A 21,241-nucleotide genomic window follows, 5' to 3' on the forward strand; every position below is an offset into this window, starting at 1 on the left:
CTTATCGTTCCTCTCCCATAATCGCTTTACTTAGATACATAAATGGGATACATAGTATGCCAACAAAATACTTCGCAGCAAACTGCCCCTTCATAAGTTCCCAAAGCGGAAAGCCAGTGCCCGCGAATGCAAGAGTGACGAATACGAGGGTATCGACAGTGAGCGCAGGGATCGTGCTGAAGACGTTGCGGACCCAGAGGTGACGGCCCTTCGTTAATCTTTTGAAGACAGCAAAAAGCCATGCGTCAAGATTCTCGCTTACTACGAATGTTATCCAGCTCGCAAATGTAATACGCGGAACCACCCCCAGCAAGGCGTCCCAGGCCGGCTGATTCGGCCAAAAAGGCGCGGGTTCTAACCGACCGCCGATGTACATAAAAACAACCATTGCGATCTGCGTCAGAAGAGTGATCCCGATCATGATGTGGACCTGGCGCTGCCCGAACCGTTCATTGACAATATCAGTCATTAGAAATGTCACTGCGAAAACAATGACGGCAGCCGGGGCGGTTACCTGTATGCCGCCGAGATCAAAGACGGCGATCTTCGATGCCATGATCTGTGACATTGTCGTAAAGAGAACAAATAAGCCGATGAGACCATCTGGACTATTGAATCGACGGGCATAGTAGGCCCCACCCAGCGTGAAGGCAGTGATCGCTAATACAGATGCAATTGTCAGCAGCATATTTTCTAACCGAAACGTCGTTCAGGAGGAAGGTACCTTAGGCAGCTTTAGCTTTTCAAAATTTCGTTGCCTGGCGTTGTATTTCTTGAATAGCCAAGGACTGTACGTGTTCACGATATCCTTCAACTCAGCAGTGTCGATCCTAATGGCGATAGTATGTCCCGGGCCCTCTCCGCCAAATTGGAGGATACGAAAGCCGGTCATTGAATCGATATCATTTGGGTTCAGGATTACCATTCGCTTCTCGAACAACCCAACTTCTGCCTGCTCGAGTGGAATGGGTATCATTTGCTCGTCAACCCTTTCTCTCGGCGCCCCTGCCTCCACGATGGTTCGTTGCATTCGCCAGAACCCGCCCCCCTCTTGCTCGGTGCCGGCCTGAACTAGATAATTTATTCGCGTTCCATCCTTGATATGTTTAACGGTAGCGGAACGGATGGGTTCCTGTTCGTCCTTGTAGTCGGCCAGCAGAACCCAAATTTCTTTAGGGCAAAATCTTCGCTGCCATTCCATTAGGCCTTGAAGGTCGAGAACCTCAAAGTGTTCGACCAAAATCGCCTTGGCCTTGAGCTGAAATTCCTCAAGCTCGATGTCCTGGTCTTGAGGGATTCTTGCAATTTCTCGAAATCGTTTCAGGCTCGCTTGCCACAGCTGCATGCGCCAGTGTCGGACTCCCGCCGTTGTCGTCTTATCCACTCCAAGATACTTGTCACTTATGAACGCGAGCACGAAGCGTACATAGTCGACGTTGTAAGCGGAAGAAAATAGCCTCAGCAGCGTAGGTGACGGATTCTGGATGTCACCTTTCTCGTATTGTGCAACCAACCCCTGCGACAGAGCGACCTTCTTGTTCGATCTCTTGATGTGCTTGACGACGGATTCCTGCGTAGAAAATTGTGCGGCGAGACGCGCTTGTTTCAAAAGTTGACCGAGATGATTCATGGGTGAAAAAATAAAAGGGCCAGCATGAGCCCGTCAAAGTGAAATTGTGTCACGTCTCAAAAAAAACATCAATAGGGCTTGCAATTTAATTATAGGATATGCTATATCCTATAATTAATTGACAGAACCGATGCAGTACGGCGGCCGGTTCGGAAGCCGATTTCGGATGCTGAAAGTCCCGAGGTACGGGCTTTCCGGATCAACGACCGTGGCTTTACTGAAGATGAAGAAACTTTCTCTTAAAACAAAGCACAGAAATATAAAGGGACTGAGCGAAGCCCTAGCCCGCTTTGGACTCGGCTCGCGAAAAAGATCGGACTTTACGATCGGTCAGGAAGCAAAGCGAGTCGAATCCTGCTCTTTGTGTCGCCACAGTTGCGGACACTCCCGTGAAGAGCGTCCGGATCCGGGAAACGATCGGAACAACTCTTAGGAGGTCATAGATAATGAGAAACATTCTAATCATCACGGGCCTGTTCGCCCTGTCGCTAGCAACAGCGTGCAGCAGGCATACAGAGGCTGGGACCGAGAGCTCTGTCGAAAAAGAGGCTCAGCCGTGTCTAACTCCGGTCGAGATCGTGCTTATCCCCGATCAGACCGGCAGCATGAAGGATTCGGGGACGCGACCGGTTACCGTGGACGATTTGGAGCCCGTCTTCGATCCGATCGTCGAGTGCGGTGGGTCGATCGCTTTGCTTTTCGTGAGGAACCGACCTGATCAGGCCGTTGATAAGTTCCGCATCGAGCAGCCGGTGCCTCTACCAGAACCCCCTGTTCAAAATGAAGGCGAGGAAAACTATGAGTTCAGCGATCGGCAAGCCGACTATGACGCCCAGCTCGCGGATCGAAGACGAGCGATCGCGGACCGCAAGGTTCTCGCTCGTTCGGAATTCGATGCGTTCAAGCAACGCATGAAACCTCTGTTGGATCGCCCCCCCGCCAGTTCGACTGACCTCAACTCGGTCCTCAACATCTCGGATGTTTGTCTCGCCCAGGATGACGGATGGAGCACTGTGCCGAGTAAATTCCTACTGTTGGTATCGGACGGTCGCGACACCAATCGCCGGCCGCGATACCGTGTTCAAAGCGGAGCGAAGCTTTTTTGGGTTAACGGTCGGTCTGATCCGAAAACTTTGGCGGGAGTGGAATCGGCTCGTTTCGTGGATCTCGATAGTGCAGTTAGGGCGGTCATAAACACTTTACAGAAAGGAGGAAAAACCAATGCCGGGCCGAGATGAAGCGGATGCACTCAATCGGGAAACCGAGAGGTTGCGAAAAGATCGGGAGCGTCGTGAACGTGAACAGGCTGAACGGGATCAAGAAGCCAGTGCGGATCTGAGGCGCCGGACCACCGAAGACAATCTCGAAACTGTTCGCAATAGCGCACATCAATTGCAGACGTTGCGCGAGACGCGACTTTATTTGGTCGCTGACATCGAAAACTGGGAAGAGCGAAATCATCGTTATCGAAACCTTGACGCCTGGACGATCGCCAGCCATGTGATGTGGTCGGTCAGTCCTATATCCGTTGTCGTAACCGACACTCTGTTGCTCAGCGTTGCCGGCCGGGAGCTTTTGCGGTCCGCTGCACCCTTTCTCGCGGCGATGTTTGGTAACGCGGGGGCCGTCATTCCGATCGCGATATTTCTGTTCGCTGTCGGCTATATAACGCTCGAGCTGTGTACTGGACATGAACTTGATGCTGAACGAGGTGGGCGCCGACGTGTGATCCGACCATTCTCTGTGGTGATGTGTCTCGCCTTACCGGTCCTCGTCATCGGATTTTCCCTGATCAACGCCGGCCTTATCAGCGGTAATGCCGCCCGTCCGATCGGCTCGGCAACTTTCGCGGCGGCGATCATCAGAGCAGCCGGTCTCGGAGCAGTAGCGGTTGTCGCCCACGGGTTCATTTTGTTTTTCGGAGGCCGGATCGTCGATGGCTTTGGTTACGACGTCTACAAGGGCCGTCAGATCCAGCTCCGCCGCAGGCTAGATCGTTGCGATCGGCAGATCGCGGCGGAAACACCGCGCGTAGAGGGCGGATTCACGCACCTTTACAATGAATTCAACAACGATAACGGTGAGAACGGCAGTGGCGGTGCGGGGCCATTCGGAGCGACCACTAGAAGGGTCGTCAATGACGTTTTCGACGACGACATCATCGAGGAGCCGGCGGGACGTCCGCGATCTGCCGACGCAGATCACACAGAACCGCATGCGGATGATGCCCCGGGGAGTCAAACACAAAACGCTGCCGGCAACGGGCCAGCGGGGAGTTCGGATTCCGATCCGGGGCAAACACGTCCCGGAACGGGGTACGACATGGACGGCGAGGATGAGATCCGCCGGTAATTAATAATAAGGAGAAAAAGAAATGTCAGCAATTATCGGAATTATTGCATCTGCGTTCGTCACGGGCTTGATATTGCCCGCCGGCGCGCGTCTGGTGAGTCGGGCCGCCAGAGATCTTTCGCACGGTCGTAAAGGCTCAAAACTATCACCCCTCAACAGTGACGGCGTCGGCATACAACGGCCAACAACCATCGGCTCAAACTTCAAACCGATCCGCACGCGCTTTTCAACCGGGACAACTCTTGAGGACGCAAAACGATCCGTTCTCGATGCCGTCACGTCGCAGGCGTTTTACACAACGGACGACTCCGATCTCAATCGTGATTTCGAGGCACTTGAGCAAGCCGCCACCCTAGGAGAGGTGGAGGCGGCTGGCGCCAGGCTGGTCGCGTCCGTCCGGGAAACGCATCAACATGTCTTTGCGAGCGGAGTCCGTATCGCTTCCGAGCGGGCTGCCGTAAAGCTCGGGTTCTCAAAATTGGAGAGCCTTGCCTCACCGCTCCGGTCGAACACTATCCGGTTCGCCGCGACGGACAGTCGGGGCCGCACCTTGGTCACAGAGATCAACGCCAGACCGGACCTCAAGCTTAAGATCGATACCGAAGTTCTCGGCGTCAAGGATAATTCCTGTCAGCAGATCCTCGACCAGTTTTACGAGGCCCTGCAGCAGGAAGGAGTGCTCGTCGGAGCTGCGCCAAAACGCGAACCGACGGGTGGAATCTGCAATCTTTCCGCGGCTCGCGATTTTCTTGCCCGCAAGGTAGTTCCAACGAACGACGTGAACACTGCGAACCTGGCGGAGACGGTCAAAAGTGGATCCGACTCCGAAGAACTCCGTTTACAAATCAACCGAGCGCGTTCAGGAAACAACAACAAGATGCGCGCGTCAGGCCGATAGAAGCTGTTGATCTGGGAGGCATTATGTCGGCTATAAGACAAATTCTGGACACCCACAAGTCGGGGCACGGAGCGCTGGTCGTCACGGGGAGAAGTCTGTATGACTTTGTCCCATCGAAGGGAAAGATCAGACCGCTTTTCGAAACGCTTCGCCGAGATCTCTATCAGGAATTCGGCATGGTTTTTTGCACCTTTTCCAAAGCGAACGGGCTGCACTGGTTCGAGTCATGGATCGCCGATGAGGGAGACCGTCGTACCGTCCGTGAGGCCCTGCAGAACAGCGGGTTGCTGTCCCTGCGTGCAAACGATCAGGAGATGGTAGCCGCGGTGCGGGCGGCCGCGGCATTGGTCCGCACCAACACCGAGGATCTAAAATGGAGCGATGGCCGTCGGATGCGCTTCTGCATGTGTTTTGAATTTGCGGAGCACTTTGCACCCTGCACTCCGCCCGGCGGACACAGCGAGTCTCAGCTCGTTGTCATCGAGCTTGTTCACATAATGTCGCAGAGCCTCGCCCTGCGCGATAGCGGTAACCTTATTCTCTTTCACGGTAGAAAAGACCTCATCGATGACCTCGTGACATCGGCCGCGAAGCTCATCGACCTGCCGCCGCCTGATCTTGCCGAAAAGGAGGAATTCATCGCAGCGGCACTGGATCTATACGAGGGGGCGAGTTTTGAGGAAGGGCTCACGCCGGAAGGAGCAGCGGCGCTGACAAAGCAGACACCTAACCGCGGTCTTGAAAATCTTTTGCGGGCATCGGATCGAAATGGCCGCCCGCTCACGATCGATCAGCTCGTCGAGCAAAAGGACCGTGATGTGAAAGAAATGTCGGAAGGCACCCTCCGACCTCTCGACACAACAAGGGTAGACGGGCTCCGGCTTGTTGGTAAGAACGTCGGGACTCCGTTGCAGATCGTTGAGCGATTCGGTGAGCGTTTATTAGAGCGAGACCCTACAATGCCGGCGAACGTGCTGCTGGCCGGGGCACCGGCGACAGCGAAAACGGATCTAGCGCTTCATGCCGCACGACTCGGACAATGTCCGGCATACCAGATGATGTCGCCGAAGGCCGGGCTTGTCGGTGAGACCGAAAGGCTGGCGCGTCTCCAACAAGACGTCTTGCGACGTTTCAGCCCGGCGTTTGCGTTCATCGACGAAATTACAGAGGCTTTCCCGTTAGAGAGAAGCGAGTTCAATGGCGATTCGGGCGCCAGCGATGCGGTTCGGGCGGAACTATTGACTTGTCTTTCCGACCAAACGAGGTGCGGCCAGACGCTGCTCGTGGCGACGACAAATTGTATTTGGAAAATTGGGGCGGCGATGCGAAGCAGGTTCATTGTCATCCCTGTGCTCACCGCGCTACCTGAGGACATTCCCTCGATCATTGCAGCGACGGCAGACCGGATTTGCCCGGGGTGCAACATCCCGACTGATGATGAACGAGTAATCAGTGCGGCACGGATCTTTCACGCGAAGGGAGCTACTCCGAGGCATATCCGAACTTCGCTAAGTAACACTCTTATGATTACCGGCAAGCGTGAGATCGATCCCGATACCGTGCTTCTCGCAGCCGATGATCTCTGTCAGGTTGAGGACACCCTGTCGGGCGTCTACGCCGACCTTCAGGCGATCCGATATTGCACGTCAAAGGCTTATCTCCCATGGGCGGGCGCAAATCTGGCAGATTACACCTTTCCCGAATACCTCAAAGGGCTTGTTGACGAAACAAACGGAGACATCATCGGGCACGCTCTGTTGAAGAAGATCGAGGAGCTCAAACCGTATGCAAATGTCTAGACGCACCAGGGAACATGCGGAAAGAAGTCAGGAGCGATCGTTGGACGTGCCGACGGCCTCGACGGATCATCTGATCGGTTATGGTGCCGTCTCCGCGGTTGAGCGGAAGGTTGCGGAGTATTATGGTGCAAAACACGCCCTCTGCGTGTCGAGTGCGACCGCCGGGCTGCTTGCACTGGGGCTCGCTCTTGATCTCAAGGATACCGGCTTTATCACCTCCCCACTCACCTACGGGGCCAGCATCGCGAGCTGGTTGATCCTCGGCAATCGGCCGACCTTCAACGATGTTGAGCCGGGGACGGTTACCGCTGACCCGGACGCTATTAGAACGGAAATAAGGAGCTCAACACGAGCGATACTGGGCATCGATTTCTGCGGGTACCCGTCCGATTCGGCTGCCATACGCCGTGTCGCTGACGATTGTGGTCTCTGGTACGTATCCGATTCGGCCCAGGCGTTTGGTGCTCGCCGTGACGGCGGCATCGCAGGGAGTCATGCACACGCGGTAGTCATATCCCTTACCTCAGGGAAAGCGTGGGACTGCGGTGAAGGCGGCATCATCGTGACGAACAACTCGGATATCTACGAGCGGCTGCTTTGGCATTGTCAGCACCCGCTGCGGCAAAAACGTGAACTGGGGCTGGGCGTCTTTAACGAATTTGCATTTAATTCCCGGATCCATCCGCTCACTGCCATCGCGGCAAACGGTTCGTTTGCCGACGCGGTAGCAATCCTCGAAAACAAACAGCATCGATATCTCGAAGCGTGTCAAATCCTGAACAAAAGCGGACTCGTGGAACCTCTCACGTATCATCCGGATGGAATTTTGCCCTCGTTCTTTCGATTTTCCGTTTGCGCTAAGGAAGGAACGCGATCGGAAGACGTAGAGATGTGCCTAGCAGGCGCTGGGATCCAGGCCCGAACGACGCCCTTCGATACTCAGCTGATCTATAACAATCCGGTATTCGTTGGTCAATATGGAGATCGATTTGATGTGCCCCGACCCTGCCGGGAAGCAGAACGCACCGATCGTCGCACTCTCCTAACTATCGACGAGAGGGAGGCTTACCCATGATAGGCGGCGTCCTCAATCCCGTGATCGCGGTATGTAGCATTCTTGTACTTCTCGGGCGAGCGTATACAAGCCGGCTCTACTTCTCCGCTCTCTATTTCACCTTCCACTTCCGGCTAGTCTGGCGAGTGTTTTACCCAAATCCGGCTTTCCAAGCCCAATTCTCCAACCGATTCCATCTCCCACTGCCGTGTGTTGTCGCGGAACAACAAGCACGGAACAGGGTCGCGATCGTTTTTGCTGATAACGAGTTCCACTCGTAAACGATCGAAGATTCCGTAAGCCTTCCACGCTACTTAAAGGGAGGAACCGAAATGATCGGTGGGATTTTGCTTTTAGCGATCGTTGTGTTCGGGCTTCAAATACTATTCGGCCACGGGAAACCGGAGAATTTTGTGAAGCTCTTGATCTGGCTGGTGTTTGCTCCAATACTGATTTCCATCGGTTACAACCATTTGCTATGGCTTTGGAGCGGTCTACCGTTTTGGGCACAGTTGCTTTCGCTTGCGTTGATCCCGTTTATTCTTGTGGCGATCTTGAAGATGGCGTTCCCGAAAGCAGCCTGGTTGAATGGTCTATTATCGATTCTCTACGACACCTTGGTATTCGCGGTCACGTTCCCGTTCCGTTTCGTATTTCGGGCTGTCGGTTTCATTTTCCGGCGGGAACGGCAAAGAACACCACTTGAACGATATCGGCCGGTTGTCGGCGGTCGGCCGCCGATCCAAAATTTGCGGCAGGAGGGGGGACGCCGAGATCGTTAAGCGGGGCATTTAGACTATGGCTGCAAGCGAACAAGAACTTCTCGCAAGGTGGAGCGGATCGATCCGCGATGCGGCCTGCTCACCGCTCGAGTTTTACGATCTCGTTGAGCAGGAGATCCTGGAAAGCGGCCTTGCTGGAGTTAATTTCTCGCAGTTTACGCGGCGTGAGGGAGGGCTCTTTTCGCCGCTTCGAATATATTTCCGGATCAGATACGACCGTCTGTATTTCGACCTCTGTGCATTTGTATCCGGGCATTCCTTTGTCGTCAGCTACTGGCTGCACGTCGAGAGATTCGGCATGGTCGACCTCCTGGAGGAGATCCCGGGAGTTGGATTCCTGATCGAAACGACGCTCAGACCAGCGACATATTATTCGATCGACGTTATAGAACATTTCCAGCATGAGGTGCACAACGCCGTAATGCATGTGATCGATGAACTTTCAGAGAATGACGGAGCGGCTAGCCTCCCTCCGGAAGCGCGTCAGCCGATCTGGGAGCAAATATGGTGAAGGACTAATGCCTCAAAGACCCAACCATGACGAAATTGGCGTTTTCGGCGATCGGCGACGGGAACAAGAGAGGGCGTTTTCCGAGTGGGAACTGCCCGGGCGCGGCTGGTCGATCTTCGGGGAAACGATCGACCCCGAGCCTCGTATGAGAGCACCTTTTCGCACGCCGGAACCCACTCGGCCAATCGATGATGCGCGAATTCCAAGCTCTGTCGGGCGGCTGTTTGAAAATCGCTGGGTTCCAGAACCACTTCCTATCGCCGACCGGCAAACCGGCCCGGATGCCCTAAGGCCGCGATTATGCGCGCCGGTCGCAACCAAGACATTCCGCCTTGTCGTACCAAGCGAAATAAAGATCCCTTTCGAGCAGACAGAACAGATCCTCTCAAATCTGGCGAATACTGCCACATTCATAAGTTTTGAAATACTGGGTACATCCGATGCAATCACATTTCAGATCACTTGTCCCGCTTCGGCGAGTGATGCGGTCGCCTCATTGCTGAAAAACCATTTACCGGGCGTTGTCTTTCAGCAAGGCGAAGACGCAGTCAAGGAACATATTAGGCAGGCAATCCCCGGTAGGATCGATCTATCATTGATGGCGGACTTCGGGCTTGGCCGCGAATGGTTCAAGCCCTTGCCAACGGGTAGTAGCTTTCCGACCGATCCGCTTCTTCCCCTTATCGCCTCGTTCGATGAAATTACGAATGACGAAACTATCTGTTTTCAGGTTTTGCTTCGCCGCACGCGGCAGAATTGGAACGGATCTGCTAACAATCTGATCTTCGATGAAAGCGGCAAGCTTCGTTTCGCCGAACTTCAAAACATCATTCCGGCTATTAAAGATAAGCTTGCTAGACGTCTGTTCGCCGCCAACGTTCGCGTTCTGATCGAGACCCGGTCTGCTCAGAGATCGCAGCAAGTTGCCCGTCGGTTAGGAACATTTTTCCGACAATTCTCATCCGCGGCCGGCAATGAAATGATCCCGTTGCAGAACGATGGTCTACCTGCCGCCAAGCATCTCCAAAGTTTCCTGGACAGGACGACATATAGAACCGGGGCTCTTCTTTCCGCTCCTGAAATATCGGGGCTCGTTCATCTTCCGACAGATGCTATCAAATCACCAAAACTGCGTCGAAGCGAGAACCGGACTAAAGCTGCTCCCGACTTCGCTACCAGGGGCAGTCTCCTACTCGGCGAAAACGAACATCTTGGCCAGATGAGAAAGATCCATCTCGGCCAGGAACAACGGGTAAAGCACACCCACATCGCCGGCGCTACAGGGTCGGGCAAGACAAACCTGATCCTCAACATGGTCAAACAGGACATAGATCTGGGCTGCGGGTTTGCGGTTGTCGATCCTCACGGCGACCTTATCGACGAAGTCATCGAACGTATACCCGAGGATCGACTCAAAGATGTGGTCTTGTTCAATGCGGCCGACGACGCTTACCCAATTGGGTTCAATATATTGTCAGCTCATTCGGAACTCGAAAAGACACTGATTTCTTCGGATCTGGTGGCGATCTTTAGACGATTTTCGACCAGCTGGGGCGACCAGATGAACTCGGTTTTGGCGAACGCCATCCTTGCCTTCCTTGAAAGCACTCGAGGGGGCAACCTGCTCGACCTCAAACGTTTTCTTATCGAGAAGGACTTTCGTGAAGAGTTTCTAACGACCGTCCAGGATGACGAGATCCGGTACTACTGGCAAAAGGAATTTCCAGAACTGAGAGGCAAGCCGTACGCGTCTCTTCTGACGCGCCTGGACACTTTTTTGAGATCCAAACTGATTCGGTTCATTGTTGCTCAAAAGGAAAACCGCTTGGATATTCGGCAAATAATGGACCAGAAGAAGATCTTGTTGATCCGCCTGTCTCTCGGGGCAATAGGCGAAGAGAACGCGTACCTTTTGGGCAGTCTGATAGTCTCGAAGCTCCACCAGGCAACCCTGAGCCGCCAGGACGTTGCGGAGGAGACCAGGAATCCGTTTTACCTTTACATCGACGAGGCTCATCACTTCCTCACACCGAGCATGAATCAGATACTTAGCGGAACCCGAAAGTACAAGCTGGGACTGATACTCGCGCACCAGCAACTGAATCAGTTTCACACCGGAGACGCGGATATCCTGAGCAGCGTCTTATCGAACTGTTACACAAGAATATGTTTCCGGCTCGACGACACAGACGCTGAAAGAATTTCGCGCGGGTTTTCGTTTTTCAAACCGGAACATCTTAAGGATCTTGGCGTGGGGGAAGCCATTTGCCGGTTCGAGCAAAGCAGAAACGACTTCAACCTCAAAACCTACCCCATCGCCGCTGTGCCCGAAAACATCGCCGTAGAGCGACGAATAGCCGTCATCGAACATAGTCGTCGACTCTACGCCAAACCGAAAGACGAGGTGGCTGCGGAACTGAAGGCTAAGCATGTTGAAAAACCGCCAAGCCGGACCTCAACAAAAAAGGTAATTGCATTAGCTCCCTTGGCGGCTACGACACCTGCACCGCCAACGGATATTCCGGAACCGCCAGATGCTCGCGAAAAACATAGTCCAGCAACGGCGGAGCAACAGCCTGACCGCGTCGGGACTGCGATTCCCGCAGATCCGATTTCGATGCCGGTTCCCAATAGCGTGGCGAACCAAGGTCTGCAGCAGCACCGTTATCTACAATCGCTCGTCAAGCGGATGGGCGAAGACAAAGGATTCCGGGTGACGATCGAAAAACCCGTTTTTGGCGGGATCGGCAAGATCGATGTTGCTCTAGAGAATGAAACTCTGAGGATCGCCTGCGAAATCTCCGTCACGAACGAGCCCGATTATGAGGTGCAGAACATAAGGAAGTGCCTATCGGCCGGTTACAGTCCCGTCATTCTGATCTCGGCCGACAAGAGGCATCTCGGCAAAATTAGGGAGAAAGCGGGTGAGCAGCTTTCCGCCGAAGAACATTCCACGATCGAATTTCTTACGCCCGATGAATTCTATGATTGGCTGAAAGATCTTGATTTGGGGGAAACCGGTTCAGATGAAAAGGTCAAAGGATTCAGGGTGAAAGTGAAACTCAAATCGGTCGAACAAACGGACCAGACGACTCGAAAAAAGGCGATTTCCGACGTCGTTTTCGGTGCCATGAAACGGATGAAAAATAAAGACGATGACGCGTGATTTTTCCCGCGGCAGGATGCAGAATATAAGACATTAAATAGTCGAAGGCTTTAAAAATTATGATCAACGAATTCTCTCTTAAAGGGACGGGTGAAAAGAAGCGGGTCGGAATTTGGATACGGGTTTCTACTGAGTTGCAGGTCGAGAGCGAAAGTCCTGAGCATCACGAAAAACGAGGAAAGTACTACGCCGAGGCCAAAGGGTGGGACGTGGTCAAAGTTTACTCGCTTGACGGGGTGAGCGGTAAGTCGGTCATTGATCATCCCGAGACAAAGCGGATGATGGAGGACGTACGCAACGGAAAAATATCGGGTCTGATCTTCTCCAAGCTCGCACGTCTCGCACGGAACACTCGTGAGCTTCTCGATTTTTCCGATTTTTTTCGGCAGCACGATGCTGACCTTATCTCTCTCGGCGAAGCGATCGATACGTCGAGCCCCGCCGGGCGTCTTTTCTACACCATCATAAGTGCGATGGGCCAATGGGAACGGGAAGAGATCTCCGCCCGTGTCGCCGCCTCCGTCCCGATCAGGGCCAAATTGGGAAAGCCGCTCGGCGGAGCCGCCCCGTTCGGGTATCGCTGGGAAAACCGCGAACTCGTGCCGGATAGCAAAGAAGCTCCAATACGACGTCTCATGTACGAGCTTTTTCTCGCACACCAACGAAAGAAAACCGTTGCCGATCTTCTGAACAAGGCCGGACACCGTACCCGCAATGGTTCGAAATTCACCGACACGACGGTTGACAGGCTTCTCCAAGACACGACCGCCAAAGGGATTCGCAGGGCCAACTACACAAGGAGCCTTGGCGAAAAGAAGCACTGGGTCCGAAAACCCAAGTCAGAATGGGTCGAAACTCCGATCGAGCCGATCATTGAAGTGGAATTGTGGGATCAGGTGAATGCCATCCTTGAGCAAAGACAAAGGACGAGGAAGAAACCCGGCCGTCGCGCCGTGCAATTGTTCGCCGGTCTCGCCTTTTGCCACTGCGGACAAAAGATGCGGGTCCCGAGCAACTCACCGAAATATGTCTGTCCCGATTGCCATAACAAGATCTCCACGATCGATCTCGAAGAGATTTTCCGGCTCCAACTCAAGAATTTCCTTTTTTCGACTGACGACCTGATCGCCTACTTTAAGGCGGCGGACGACACCATCCAGGAGAAACAGCAACTTCTGGAGTCTCTGAAAAAGGAGCAGGACAAGGTCCAGATGGAAATGAAAAAGATCTATCGGTTGTATATGGAGGATAAAATCAGCACTGACGGATTCGGTCACTCTTACGGGCCGCTCGAAGAGCGGCTACGACAAATCGCGTCGGAACTTCCCGAACTTCAGGGCGAAGTGGATTTCATGATGATACAGCATCTTTCACAAGATGAAACCATCTCTCAGTTCAGAAGCCTCTATGATCGATGGCTGAATCTCGAGAAAGACGAGAAGAGAATCATCATTGAACACAGCGTTGAACGGATCACCGTAGGTACCGAAGACATCAACATCGAACTTGGTTATATGCCAAGTTCTTCCGAACTCATGGCATCAAAGCAACGCGGGAACACGGATTCATTGAAGCGACGAGTGTAAAATTAGCCGGAAATGTCAGCGAAGTTGCGGCACGAGAGATCGTAACGGTCTTGTCTTCCATCGGCTGGCGCAGAACTTCAAGTACGCTGCGGTCAAATTCCGGCAGTTCGTCTAGGAACAGAACGCCGAGATGCGAAAGCGAGACTTCACCAGGCTTTGGGATCGATCCGCCGCCGATAAGGCCTGCTTGGGAAACAGTGTGATGCGGTGATTTAAAAGGCCGCTCAACTATCAAACCGGAACTTCCTGTAAGGCCGGCTACCGAATGAATCTTTGTTATCTCTATCGCTTCTTCAAATTCCAGCGGCGGCAGAATCGTTGGAAGACGTTTGGCAAGCATTGTTTTGCCGGAGCCTGGCGGGCCGATAAACAGAATGTTGTGGCCGCCAGCGCTGGCAATTTCGAGAGCTCGTTTAGCTGTCTGTTGGCCTCGCACTTCGTTAAAGTCAACGCGATATTTGTTTTCGCGCGATCTCAGTTCCGATATATCTAAACTGAGCGGCCTGACCGAAGTTTCGCGGCCCGTTTGCAGATCCTGACAAAGCTCGGCCGCAGTGCGAAGGTCTTTGACCGGATAAACATTGATACCGCTGACGACCGCAGCCTCGGTCGCATTTTCTTCCGGAAGTAGCAGGTTTTTGACGCCTACTTCACGGGCCTTTAGAGCGATGGACAAGGCTCCGCGAACGGGTCGCACTCGTCCGTCGAGCGACAATTCGCCGACGCTCATCGTATGTTCCATGCTGTCGATCCCAAGGTCGCCCGCCGCACCCAGAATGCCCAAAGCAATCGGCAGATCGAAAGCCGCGCCCTCTTTGCGAACGTCGGCCGGAGCAAGGTTGACGGTAATCTTTTGGATCGGAAAAAAGTAACGGCTGTTCGTGATCGCTGCTCGGATTCGCTCGCGAGATTCGCGAATCGCAGTGTCCGGCAATCCGACTACGGTAAAGTTAGGCGACTGGTCATTGTCAGCACTCGGGCGCAACGCAACCTCGATGTCAACAACCAGAGCATCGATGCCGTACACCGTCGCCGACTGCGAAAGGAAGAGCATAAACTAGATCAAAATTTGAAACAAAAATTATGTGCAGTCTAACACCGGAATTTTCAAATGTCGAAACCAAAAAAAAAGATGAATTATTTTTGCCAAAAAGTGATTTTTTTAAAACAGCGCCAAAATAAGTGTTTTTAAATGTGGCACGTGCCACAGTCAATTTCTGATGCAACATCCAAAAGTGTCACAACTGTCGCGGTGTCCCAATGTCCCACCGTTATTTTTGTCCACCTTGTCCACGCCTTGTCCACGCATGGGTGTGGACAAGGTAAACTGCTGATAAACATAGGCTTACAGCGACAAAATGACCTTGTCCACGGAAGTTTGAAAAAAAGTAAGACATTGTCTTACAGCAAATCTAAACACTGCAAATAATGGGGTTACGGCGTCGCATGATTTTCCGAAGGGCAATCTTTGCGTGGACAAGCATTTCGTTTGTGTCGAGTGTCCCACTGTCCCACGAGTTTTTTTCGCAAGAAGCAATGCCACGAGTACACAGAGATGATTGAGAAAAATATGATCTGTTTCTCCGGGTTCTCGGTGCTCTCTGTGGCTAAACTCTGTTTCACATTTCGTTTTCAAATAGCAAAATCGTTTTAATTAAAACGATGTACGCTCCAGCATAGTACATTGTTGCATCGTTGGGAAGCTTAACTTTCTCGATTTGACGCAACTTTCCAGCTAATTATTAGATTTTTTCAACTTTGCCCGTTTTGAACGACGGCGTATGTCCGTTTTGGGCGAATTTTTACGCATATGTAGTTGAACCATTAAGAATGTTTGCGAACGACCAGCCGGAGCTTTATGAACAACCGAATCAACGCCATTAAACGTAATCAACCATATTTTTTGCAGAAAAAAAGAAATCTCTCGCTCATCGCATTTGCAGTGATTTTTGCTCTCGGGATAACTTCCTTTGCTCTTTACACGCAAACGGCAGCTCCGAATGAAAAGGAAAAAGGTCTGCCGACGCTAAACGACGATGCGTCAGTTGATTATCTGCGGAACGACTTAACCAATGAGGCTCTTGAGGATGCTATCGCGAATACAGTTGGTGACGATCTGACGAAAAATCCCGAGGCCGTTGTAAAACTCACTGGGAGCGCTCCTCGACCCAATGACAGGCTCGGCAGCAGCGTAGCGATCTCAGGCGACACAGTCGTTGTTGGAGCACCATCCACTGACGGTGGTGGAGCAGATACCAACGGGGCAGCGTACATTTTTGTCCGTAATGGTTCGGGATGGTCGGAGCAGCAAAGACTGACGTCCCCGGACAGCCCTGCGGACGATAAGGATGGATTTGGTGCGGCCGTTAGCATTTCTGGCGATACCCTCATTGTTGGCGCTCTTCGCCAGGGTGACCCTAATCTGGGAGATTATGGCGCCGCCTACATTTATGTCCGCACGGGCAGCACATGGACGCTACAGAAGAAACTCTCACCTCTCGATACGCCGCTGGCCAAGTGTGAAGGACAATTTGGCAAGAGTGTTGCTATCTCTGGAGACACAGTGCTTATCGGCACGGATGGATGCCTCCAATTTACAGAACACTCAGCAATGGTGCATGTATTTGTCCGCGAGGGTACAACGTGGACACAACAGGCGTTGCTTACGGCGATCGACGAGGGCAATGATGACTCTTTTGGTGAGAGCGCGGCTCTTTCCGGCGATACGGCGATCATCGGCGACCCTGACCGATCTGGCCAAGGGCCGGAAGCCGCTTACATTTTTGTGCGTTGCGGAACGGAGTGGACACGACAGCAGAGGCTAATGCCGTCCGATGGAGGCGATAAATATTTCGGCGGCAGCGTGGCCATCTCAGGAAATACAGTGATCGTCGGAGGTCCAGAAGAACCCGGTATACTTAACGGTACAGCGGGTTCTGCATATATCTTTGTCAATGACGGCACGACCTGGACACAGCAGCAAAAATTGAAAGCAGATAGCGGCTCGATTACCAGCCGATACTTCGGAGCCGGCGTCGGCATATTAGGCGATACCGTGGTCGTGGGAAAGCGTTCCGAGGGCACGCTCCAGGCATCGCGCGGTCAAGCCCTTATCTACGCTCGCAGCGGCACTACATGGACTTTGCAGGAAACTTTATCGGGAACCGGCCCGCTTAATGACGACTTTGGCTTCAGCGCTGCAATTTCGCCTGACGCGGTTATCATCGGGTCACGGTTTGACCTCGCTGGTGTGGGCTCGGCCTATGCGATAGACCGGACCACACAAGCTCCGCCGCCGTCGTCATCTCCGTGCGAGGACGATATCGAGGTAAACATCGTTACGGACCAACCGGACATTGACCTCGAAGATGATGTGTGTGATGTCGATAAGGGCCAGTCAGGGAATCAATGCAGCCTGAGGGCGGCGATCGAGACGGCGAATGCGAACGAAGGGCCGGACGAGATCTTGTTCAACATTCCGGGCGGAGGAACTCATACGATATCACCGATTACGCAATTGCCGTCTTTGAGCGAGACGGCAACGATTGATGCGACGACTCAGCCGGGATATGCCGGGTCGCCTCTAATAGAGCTTAGCGGTAACAGTACGCTCGGAGGAATTGGATTTGTGGCAGGGAGCAACAACTCGGTTCTGAGGGGCATGGCGATCAACCGGTTTGGAGCAGGCGTCGGCATAGAAACGAGCGGTGTGAGTGTAGAGAGATGCTATTTCGGCTTAAGCCCCGATGGAAGTCCCGCAGGGACGACGGCGGATAACGTCATCGCGATCAGCATCAGCACTGCGGCGGCGAGCAACAACACGATCGGCGGAGTGGGCAATCTTGGAAATGTAATCTCAAACAGCAATTTTGGAGTGGGCATTTCCGCTGGCGCGAGCGGCAACAAGGTATTCGGAAATAATATCGGCACAAATGCTGCGGGAACCTCTGCAATGCCCAACGGCAACGCCGTAGTTATTCAGGGAGCTAACGGCAACCAGATCGGCGGTGAGACCGTTGGCCAGGGTAACCTGATCTCCGGTAATACAACGGTTGGGGTCCTGGTGACCGCCAACTCGTCAACCAATACGATCACGGGCAATAAGATAGGAACAAATGTGTCAGGTACCGAAGCAGTCGCAAATGGTGTTGGCGTTGCCATAGGCAGTTCTACCAATAACCGCGTGGGCAGTGAGACCGCTGGGATGGGCAATTTGATCTCCGGCAATACGGCTTTCGGTATTGCCATTGGCGCAAATGCGTCAGGCAATACGATCGTCGGTAATCTGATCGGCACGAACGCCGGCGGAACGTCGGCACTCGCAAACCTTGCCGGAGTTGTGATCGAAGACTCAGATGACAACGATGTCGGCTTAGAAACCGCTAATTCCGGCAACTTGATCTCCGGTAATACGACTGTCGGCGTCGCACTGCGGACAAACGCGTCGAACAATCGGATCGCAGGCAATAAGATCGGTACCACGTTAAATGGAACATCTGTGCTACCGAATGGTCAGCACGGGATCTTCGTAGATACAGGAGCTGAGGAAAACAAGCTCAGATCAAATGTTGTTGGCGGGCATAACTTGACGAACGAATCCGGCGGGATCGTCTTGGGACCTGATGCGGGCACCGAGAATTATGTGACGGAAAATTCTATCGGAGTCGTTGGCAATCTCGGAACAACCGCACTGCCAAACAAGTATGGGGTTGTCTGCTTCGCCGACGGACAATTTATCGGTTCCAGCCTTGAGGGTGGTAATCGCATCTCTCATAACGAAAAAGCGGGCATCTGGGTCGCCAGCGTAGAAGGTGGACCAAATCCGGTTGTTGAAAATAACACGATCACGAAGAACATGGTCGGCACAAATGGAACCAACGATCTGGGAAACGGAGAGTTCGGTGTCTGGTTGTCGGGCTCCGTTAAAAACAATCCGGTCGTACAAAATCTGGTTTCAGGCAATGCCATCGGTATCGCCGTGACTGACGGAGGTGAGTCAAACTCGATCGGTGTCAACAGGATCGGAATGAGTGAAAATGACAATTCTGCGATACCGAACGACATCGGTATCTGGATCCGACAATCAACGGACACCTTGATCTCTGCAAATGCTATTGCGGGCAATACTATTGGAATACTGCTTGGCACGAATATCGGATTTGGAGAAACCAACAGCTTGATAGAAAGATACAACACAGATCCATCGCGTAAAGATCGAACTGGAGCAGAATTCACGTCCGGAAATCGTGTGATGGCAAACAGGATCGGAACCAGCAACAATAATACGGTAATTCCCAACAAGACAGGAATAGCCGTCGGAGAGAATGCTCGAAGCAATCTTATCGGTATCCCTGGCGAACCGTACAACAGTATCGTTGGCAATACTGATGCACCTGGTTTTGGAATCTTTCTCGGAACGTTAGCCGCGAATCCATCGGAAGAGTCCTTACCGCAATTCAACACGTTTCAGAGAAACCTTATTGGGTTGGGTCCCAATCAGACATCGATCGCGAACACCAAGGGTTTCGTGCTCATCCGGGCCAAGGAAAACACGATTGGAGGAACTTCAGACGAAACGGCGAATGTTATTGTGGGAAGCACTCAAGAGGGACTCGTGCTGGCTGACGGAACCTACGAAAATACGATCCTAAAGAATTTTATCGGCGTTCTTCCACCGGCAATGCGGAATCAACCAAAAAAGGTCAATTCAGAGCGAGAGCCAAACGGCACTTACGGAAATGGCAGTCACGGCATTTTGGTTGAAAACGGTGCAAGCGGAAATATACTTGGAGGAGAAACGAGTGCTACGGGCTTGGTGATTTCAGATAACGTTGGCAACGGCATACGGTTAGCTTCGAACGCCGGCATCGGTAATCGCATGGGAGCGAATAGTATCTCGAATAACGCTCTGCCGGGGATCGATCTTGGCGGAGACGGTGTTACGCCGAACGATCCTACAGATGCAGATGTCGGGCCGAATAATCTGCAGAACTATCCGGCGTTTGTATTCTCGATCAGCGGCGGAAACTTGATAGTCAATTATCAGGTCGATTCTGCACTAGCAAATTCAAATTATGGAACGACCGGATTGACTGTTCAATTTTATAAGGCGGATGGTTCAGGAGCAGGAGTTAGTTCTCTCGGGTCTGATCAATATACCGCAAGCGATTATTCGAACGGCAGTCCTGGATTTAAAAAGAAGAATCTGGGTAATGCGGCGGCTCTGGGGTTTATGGCTGGAGACACGATGACCGCAACGGCGACAGATGCGGATGGTAATTCTTCGGAGTTTTCACCGGCGGTGAGCAGTGCACCGTCGGCAATCAGCGGCACAATAACTTATGGCAACGCGATCGGTGCGCCGAATCCGCGGTTTGTATCGAATGTGCTTATAAGCGGCTCAGGTTCGACAAATGTTTCGACGACGACTGCGGCTCCCGGAGCAATTGCAGGCCAGTACACGCTGATGGGTTTTGGTGCGGGTTCTTATACTGTCACGCCAACTAAAACAGGCGGCGTGAACAACATTACTTCGTTTGATGCGGCGAGAATATCGCAGCATGTCGCGGGGCCGCCGAATCCGCAGTTGACAGGCAATCAGCTTCTTGTGGCTGATGTGAGCGGCAACTCCGTTGTTTCGTCGTTTGATGCAGCGATGATCGCAAAATTTGTCGCCGGACCGCCATTTGCGGCGCCGGGTATCGGTTCGACATCGACCTGGAGATTTACGCCGACAAATAAAAACTATCCATCAGTCGCAAGCAGCATCGCAGGAGAAGATTACTCGGCACTGCTGATGGGCGAGGTTTCGGGAAACTGGAACAATACCGGTGCAAGGCCGGCGGGAAAAGTTAACAATGGACAGTGGACAATGGACAGCAAAGGAATGGGGCCGGAGAGAGGCATCTCTGTTGAGCTGCCGACACTCGTATCTGTTGATAAAGAGATCGTTGTGCCGGTGAATGTTCAGGGCATAGCAAATAAGGGCGTGATCGCGTATGAATTTGATCTGCGATACGATCCGACGGTGATACAGCCGATCGTTGAGCCGGCTGATTTGAAAGACACTGCGAGTCGCGGACTTTTGGTTGTCACGAACGCAACTGAGCCGGGGCTTTTGAGGGTTGTTGTTTATGGGGCTTATCCGATAGATGGCGATGGTGTTTTGTTGAATCTCAGATTTACTTCTGTTGGTGCTGTGGGTTCGATGTCGCCGATCTCGTTCGGGCGGATAATGTTTAATGAGGGCGAGTCGCGAGTTTTAGTCACTGACGGAAAGGTCGAACTGTTTTAGAGTTCGTGGAGTCGCAAATGTGTAGGGGCGATGCACTCGGTGTTGAGTGAATCGCCCTTACTTACGTGCGGGCTTTTGAATAAGAATGCCCTTACTGGCGGGCGGGCTTCTGCAAAGTAACCCGTCGCTGCCGCACCTGTTCCGGCAAGTCTTGTCATTATCTTGAATT

At 52.8% G+C, this 21,241-nt stretch carries 14 protein-coding genes; 10 read left to right on the forward strand and 4 right to left on the reverse strand.

What is annotated here, in order from left to right; translation table 11 throughout:
* Nucleotide 1: 1 nt before the first annotated feature.
* Entirely contained in the window at nt 2–688 is a 687-nt protein-coding gene (locus IPL32_03880) for a queuosine precursor transporter (protein ID MBK8464948.1), read from the reverse strand.
* A gap of 21 nt (nt 689–709) precedes the next feature.
* Nucleotides 710–1,609 (reverse strand): hypothetical protein, encoded by a 900-nt coding sequence (locus tag IPL32_03885; GenBank protein ID MBK8464949.1) that lies wholly within the window; start codon nt 1,607–1,609, stop codon nt 710–712.
* A 467-nt stretch (nt 1,610–2,076) separates the two neighbouring features.
* Between IPL32_03885 and IPL32_03890 the strand changes: the two genes are divergently transcribed.
* From IPL32_03890 to IPL32_03930, 9 genes are all read left to right on the forward strand, one after another.
* A complete protein-coding gene (locus IPL32_03890; GenBank protein ID MBK8464950.1) occupies nt 2,077–2,868 on the forward strand; it encodes a hypothetical protein in 792 nt (263 codons plus the stop codon).
* Nucleotides 2,852–3,982 carry a hypothetical protein gene (locus IPL32_03895; protein MBK8464951.1) on the forward strand — a complete coding sequence of 377 codons (1,131 nt, stop codon included), beginning with the start codon at nt 2,852–2,854 and terminating at the stop codon, nt 3,980–3,982. The genes IPL32_03890 and IPL32_03895 overlap by 17 nt, the downstream gene beginning before the upstream one ends.
* A 22-nt stretch (nt 3,983–4,004) precedes the next feature.
* On the forward strand, nt 4,005–4,880 hold the full coding sequence (locus IPL32_03900; protein MBK8464952.1) for a hypothetical protein: 876 nt from the start codon (nt 4,005–4,007) through the stop codon (nt 4,878–4,880).
* Nucleotides 4,881–4,903: 23 nt separating this feature from the next.
* The gene (locus IPL32_03905; GenBank protein MBK8464953.1) at nt 4,904–6,679 is read left to right on the forward strand and encodes an AAA family ATPase; all 1,776 of its coding nucleotides are present in this window, start codon (nt 4,904–4,906) and stop codon (nt 6,677–6,679) included.
* Entirely contained in the window at nt 6,672–7,754 is a 1,083-nt protein-coding gene (locus tag IPL32_03910; protein MBK8464954.1) for a DegT/DnrJ/EryC1/StrS aminotransferase family protein, read from the forward strand. The genes IPL32_03905 and IPL32_03910 overlap by 8 nt, the downstream gene beginning before the upstream one ends.
* A 311-nt stretch (nt 7,755–8,065) precedes the next feature.
* Complete coding sequence (locus tag IPL32_03915; protein ID MBK8464955.1) at nt 8,066–8,515, forward strand: hypothetical protein; 450 nt, start codon at nt 8,066–8,068, stop codon at nt 8,513–8,515.
* Nucleotides 8,516–8,531: 16 nt separating this feature from the next.
* Nucleotides 8,532–9,026, forward strand: a complete 495-nt coding sequence (locus IPL32_03920) for a hypothetical protein (GenBank protein MBK8464956.1) — start codon at nt 8,532–8,534, stop codon at nt 9,024–9,026.
* Nucleotides 9,027–9,033: 7 nt separating this feature from the next.
* Nucleotides 9,034–12,192, forward strand: a complete 3,159-nt coding sequence (locus tag IPL32_03925; GenBank protein MBK8464957.1) for a type IV secretion system DNA-binding domain-containing protein — start codon at nt 9,034–9,036, stop codon at nt 12,190–12,192.
* Between the two features lie 59 nt (nt 12,193–12,251).
* Entirely contained in the window at nt 12,252–13,778 is a 1,527-nt protein-coding gene (locus tag IPL32_03930; protein MBK8464958.1) for a recombinase family protein, read from the forward strand.
* On the opposite strand, the gene IPL32_03935 is transcribed toward IPL32_03930, so the two are convergent.
* Nucleotides 13,726–14,832: a YifB family Mg chelatase-like AAA ATPase gene (locus IPL32_03935; GenBank protein MBK8464959.1), complete on the reverse strand. Its 1,107-nt coding sequence runs from the start codon at nt 14,830–14,832 to the stop codon at nt 13,726–13,728. The two genes, IPL32_03930 and IPL32_03935, sit on opposite strands and share 53 nt — an antisense overlap.
* An 804-nt stretch (nt 14,833–15,636) precedes the next feature.
* On the opposite strand from IPL32_03935, the gene IPL32_03940 reads away from it, so the two are divergent.
* A complete protein-coding gene (locus IPL32_03940) occupies nt 15,637–21,072 on the forward strand; it encodes a hypothetical protein (GenBank protein MBK8464960.1) in 5,436 nt (1,811 codons plus the stop codon).
* On the opposite strand, the gene IPL32_03945 is transcribed toward IPL32_03940, so the two are convergent.
* The gene (locus IPL32_03945; GenBank protein MBK8464961.1) at nt 21,069–21,230 is read right to left on the reverse strand and encodes a hypothetical protein; all 162 of its coding nucleotides are present in this window, start codon (nt 21,228–21,230) and stop codon (nt 21,069–21,071) included. The genes IPL32_03940 and IPL32_03945 overlap by 4 nt on opposite strands.
* Nucleotides 21,231–21,241: the final 11 nt, after the last annotated feature.

The organism is Chloracidobacterium sp., from assembly GCA_016711345.1.
GTDB lineage: Bacteria > Acidobacteriota > Blastocatellia > Pyrinomonadales > Pyrinomonadaceae > OLB17.